The organism is Halanaerobacter jeridensis, from assembly GCF_016908315.1.
GTDB classification, from domain to species: domain Bacteria; phylum Bacillota; class Halanaerobiia; order Halobacteroidales; family Halobacteroidaceae; genus Halanaerobacter; species Halanaerobacter jeridensis.
On sequence record NZ_JAFBDQ010000037.1, the window covers coordinates 1 to 4,774 of the forward strand.

The 4,774-nt window shown below is 33.5% G+C and carries 5 protein-coding genes; all 5 read left to right on the plus strand.

Annotation, left to right across the window (positions count from 1 at the left end):
* Positions 1-341 precede the first annotated feature (341 nt).
* The gene (gene glcT / locus JOC47_RS15145) at positions 342-1,211 is read left to right on the plus strand and encodes a glucose PTS transporter transcription antiterminator GlcT (RefSeq protein ID WP_204703261.1); all 870 of its coding nucleotides are present in this window, start codon (positions 342-344) and stop codon (positions 1,209-1,211) included.
* A gap of 332 nt (positions 1,212-1,543) precedes the next feature.
* Positions 1,544-2,995, plus strand: a complete 1,452-nt coding sequence (locus JOC47_RS15150; protein ID WP_204703263.1) for a PTS transporter subunit EIIC — start codon at positions 1,544-1,546, stop codon at positions 2,993-2,995.
* A 98-nt stretch (positions 2,996-3,093) separates the two neighbouring features.
* Entirely contained in the window at positions 3,094-3,579 is a 486-nt protein-coding gene (locus JOC47_RS15155; protein WP_204703265.1) for a PTS sugar transporter subunit IIA, read from the plus strand.
* A 234-nt stretch (positions 3,580-3,813) separates the two neighbouring features.
* Positions 3,814-4,080: an HPr family phosphocarrier protein gene (locus tag JOC47_RS15160; RefSeq protein WP_204703267.1), complete on the plus strand. Its 267-nt coding sequence runs from the start codon at positions 3,814-3,816 to the stop codon at positions 4,078-4,080.
* A 17-nt stretch (positions 4,081-4,097) separates the two neighbouring features.
* On the plus strand, positions 4,098-4,774 hold a 677-nt coding region (locus JOC47_RS15165; protein ID WP_204703269.1), incomplete at its 3' end, for a phosphoenolpyruvate-utilizing N-terminal domain-containing protein.

Sequence of the window (4,774 nt, forward strand, 5' to 3'; positions counted from 1 at the left end):
GATCAAATTAGAAATATGAGCTTAGCAGATGCTGAAGAAATAGCAGAAGAAGCATTGAGTTATGAGACTGCTGAAGAAGTTAGTGAATTTTTAACTGGAAATAATTAATTCAGATAAAAATCTTGATAAAAATAAAAAAATATGTTATTGTAGAATGTACAATCTGAGATAGTGGTCTTTGCACTAGCGTGTTACTGTTCAATCAGGCATAAGCTAGGAAGAGATATAAATTAACTAGCAACGGGAAAATTTATGTCTCTTCCTAGCTTTTTCTATGTAATTATATAATTTGCCGATGTTCATTTGCTTTGCTTAGATATTTAAGTAGGAGGACTTTTATCATGAGTGATTTAAAAGATATTAGCTATAAAGTGAAAAAAATATTTAATAATAATGTGGTTTTAGCCCAAAAGAGAAATAATAATAAAGAACTTATTCTATTAGGTAAAGGAATAGGCTTTGGCACTACAAAAGGTGATATTATTCAAAGAGATGAAGTAACTATTGATAAAGAGTTTGTGCCAATTAAAGGTGAGAAAAAAGAAGCATATCAGAAGTTATTAAATGAAGTTGATGAACAAGTAATTGGAGTTACTGAAGAAATTATAGCTATGGTTTCTTCTCAACTAGAAGAGGAATTAAATGAGCATATTCGGATTGGACTAGCTGATCATATTGCTTTTGCTTTAAAAAGAATTGAAGATGGGATGGATTTAACTAATCCGTTTTTAACTGAAACCAAAACATTGTATCAAGAAGAATATGAATTGGCTCAAGAAGCAATTGACATGATTGAACAGAGATTTGACGTATCTATGCCGGAAAGTGAAGTTGGATTTATTACTTTGCATATTCATGGTGCCAGAGAAAACAGAGGAGTATCTAAAACTTTAAAATATACTTCTTTAATTCAAAAAATGGTAGCTAAAGTTGAAGAAAAATTAGGTGAAAAACTATCTTATGAAACTTTGAATTATGCTCGGTTAGTAAATCATTTGCGTTTTGCTTTAGAGAGAGTAGAAAAGGATGAAGTTAATCCTAATCCGATGTTAGATGATATTAAAGATAAATTTCCTCGAGCCTATCAAATTTCTATTAAATTAGCTCAAATGATAGAGGAAGAGTTAAAAGTTGATGTGCCAAAAGATGAAGTTGGTTATTTAGCAATGCATGTCCAACGTCTAAGACGAGATTTGAATAAAAATGAATAAAATTTTTATAATTAAATAACGCTATTATCAACTAGCGTGTTACTGTTAAATCAGGCATAAGCTAGGGAGAGATAGTGCTACCTTTAGGTGGTAGTAGTCTATCTTTCTCTAGCTTTTTTCTATTATAAAGTGTCACTATCGTGCCACTTAGTGACTAGTGATGAGAGAAGAGTAATGAGAAAAAAGTAATTAGTAAAACCATAAAAGCAAAATTTCAAAGAGATACTTAATTCCTAAAATGAAAGAGTTTTAATTTGGTTTTGATTTCTTCTCATCACTTTTTACTGATTACTGTATTACTATACTATATTCTAATAGGAGGAGATTAAAAAATGAAAGGATTTAAAAGATTACAGAAAATAGGTAAAGCGTTAATGACTCCTGTTTCTGTACTGCCGGCTGCAGGTATTTTAGTTGCTATTGGGAGAATGTTACAAGAACAGAGTGGATTAATGGCTGATGCAGGACAGGTGATGTTTAATAGTGGAATTGCAATTTTTGAAAATTTAGCTTTAATCTTTGCGATTGGTGTAGCAATTGGTTTTGCTGGAGAAGCTGTAGCAGCATTAGCAGCAGGTGTAGGATTTTCAGTGTATTCTAAAGTGTTAGATGTAATGGCAGGTATTGTGAATATTTCTGAGAAAACTGGTGGAAGTATAGAAGCAATTAATACTGGTGTATTTGGTGGTATTATAGTTGGTATTATTGCCGCTCATATGTATAAACAGTTTCATGAAACTGAGTTACCGCCGTATTTAGGATTCTTTGCTGGAAAAAGATTAGTACCGATTGTAACAGCTGTAGGTGCAGTAATTGCTGGAGTAGTACTTTCGTTCTTATGGCCTCCAGTACAAATTAAGATTAATCAATTTGCCCGATTTGCGATGAATTCTGCTATTGGACCAGCTCTTTATGCAGCAGGTAAGAGAGCTTTAATTCCAGTAGGCTTACATCATGTTTACTATCCACCATTCTTATATGAGTTTGGACGCTTCACTACTGAAGCTGGTGAAGTACTACGAGGTGGGACAGCAAGATATTTTGCTGGAGACCCTACTGCAGGTAAATTTATGGCTGGAGAATATCCGTTAATGTTATTTGGATTACCAGCAGCTTGTTTAGCAATGTATCTAAGAGCTAAGAACAAAGTAAAAGTTGCAGGTATGTTATCTACTGCTGCTTTAACATCTATTTTAACTGGAATTACTGAACCAATTGAATTTTCATTTATTTTCGTGGCACCGCCGTTATATATATTCCATGTGTTAGGTGGTTTTGTTTCAGGATTATTAACTAATTTCTTTGATATTAGACTAGGATATACTTTCTCAGCAAGTTTAATTGACTATGTATTAGGAATTAGTAATGCTGGAAATCCAGTAGCGTTCTGGTTTATTGTCGGTCCGATTATTGCTGTATTATATTTTGTAGTCTTCTATTTTGCTATTCCATTATTTGATTTTGAAACTCCAGGACGTGGAGATAGTGATAATGGAGGAGCAGATATTTTAGATAATACAAGTAGTGATGAAGATGATGCAGGAGAAAACAAACAAAGTAAAGCACAAGCAGTTTTAGATGCCTTAGGTGGAGCAGAGAACCTTGATAGTATTGATGCTTGTATTACTAGATTGAGATTAGAAGTAGTTGATAATACTAAAGTTGACGAAGAAAAGCTAAAAGACTTAGGTGCTTCAGGAGTTATGAAATCAGGAACAAGTGTCCAGGTTGTATTTGGTCCAGAATCTGATGCATTGAAAGATAAAATTAAAGATATTATGTAAATAAATTTAGAGCCGGGTCAATTGTTGTTGGCCCTGCTCTAACCATCATTTAATGACTAAAAAATAAATATAAGTATATAACTTAGAGGAGGCTAAAAATGTTTAATATTTTTAGTAGTGATGACCAAGAATTAGAATTAATGGCACCTTTGACAGGGGAAGTATTAGCATTATCAGAAGTTCCAGATGAGGTATTTGCAGCTAAAACCGTAGGAGATGGTGTAGCAATTAAACCGACAGATAATAAATTAGTAGCACCTGTAGATGGAGTTGTAAAGCAGTTGTTTCCAACTAAACACGCAGTTGGTATTGAAACTGAAGATGGAGTAGAGATATTAGTTCATATCGGGATCAATACTGTGGAGTTAGATGGAGAGGGATTTGAAAAATTTGTGGATAAAGGAGATCAAATTGAGGTTGGAGATAAACTGATCACATTTGATTTAGACTATATTGAAGAAAATGCAACTTCAATTATTACACCTATAGTAATTACTAATATAAATGAAGTTGATAGTTTTGAAGTGACAGAGGCTAATAAAGTAACTGCTGGTGAAGATAAGTTATTAACAGTATCTATATAAAGTTTCACTTTCAGTTCAACTTTATAGCTAGAAGTAAGTAGCTAGGAGCTAGTAGTTAAAAACATAAAATTAAATTCAAAACCTAAAACATTAACCTAGTATTCAATAATTTCTAGCTATGAACTTTTTTTTGGTTTTGAATTTACTACTAGCCACTAGCTTTTATCTACTAGCTAGTGGCACTTTATATAGCTATATCTTTATAATTTAAATAAGTTTACAGGAGGGATAAAGATGAAAAAACAAGCAGTAACAATTGAAAATGAAACGGGACTTCATGCTAGACCAGCTTCTATGATAGTAGATGAGGCTAGTACTTATGATGCTGATGTGCAAATTGTTTATGATGGGCAAGAAGTAAATGCTAAAAGTATTATGGGAGTCATGAGCTTAGGTATTAGTCAGGATGCAGAAATTATTGTACAAGCTGATGGTGATGATGAAGAAGAAGCTGTAAATACAATTATAGAATTAATCCAAAGCGGTTTTGGAGAAGAATAAATAAAGGGGGGCTGAAAATGAGTCAAGAATTAACAGGGGTAGCAGCGTCCCCAGGAGTGGCTATTTCGGAAGTTTTGCTCTTAGAAGATGAGGTAGAATATGAAGAAAGAACTGTTGATGATATTGCAGGAGAAAAAGAACGTTTAAAAGATGCAATTGCAAAATCTAAAGAGCAACTAGCCAAGATTAAAGAGAAAGTAAAGCGAGAAATGGGAGATGAAAAAGCCCAAATTTTTGAAGCCCATTTAAAAGCAGTTGAAGACCCAGAACTAATTAAAGCAGTAGAAAAAAAGATTGATGAAGAGAAACTTAATGCTGAAGCAGGTGTTGACCAAGCAATTGAAGAGTTTGCTGCTAAGTTAGAAGCATTGGATAATGAATATATGAAAGAACGAGCGGGAGACTTTCGAGATGTAGGAAGTAGAATTCTAAAGAATCTGCTTGGTTTAAATACAGTTTCTTTGGCCCAATTAGATAAAGAAGTGATTTTGGTAGCTAAAGATTTAGCGCCTTCTGACACAGCTCAAATTGATAAAGAATTAGTGCAAGGCTTTGCTACAGCAGTTGGTAGTAGAACCTCTCATACTGCTATTATGGCTCGTTCGATGGAAATTCCAGCTGTAGTAGGAGCTAATGGTATTCTAGATGATCTCGAAACTGGTGATCAAATTATCGTTGATGGTCTAGATGGCAC

Bases quoted from the DNA above. Each gene is read 5' to 3' on its own strand.
- JOC47_RS15155 (WP_204703265.1), top strand. From the start codon at position 3,094: ATGTTTAATATTTTTAGTAGTGATGACCAAGAATTAGAATTAATGGCA.
- JOC47_RS15160 (WP_204703267.1), top strand. From the start codon at position 3,814: ATGAAAAAACAAGCAGTAACAATTGAAAATGAAACGGGACTTCATGCT.
- JOC47_RS15150 (WP_204703263.1), top strand. From the start codon at position 1,544: ATGAAAGGATTTAAAAGATTACAGAAAATAGGTAAAGCGTTAATGACT.
- glcT (WP_204703261.1), top strand. From the start codon at position 342: ATGAGTGATTTAAAAGATATTAGCTATAAAGTGAAAAAAATATTTAAT.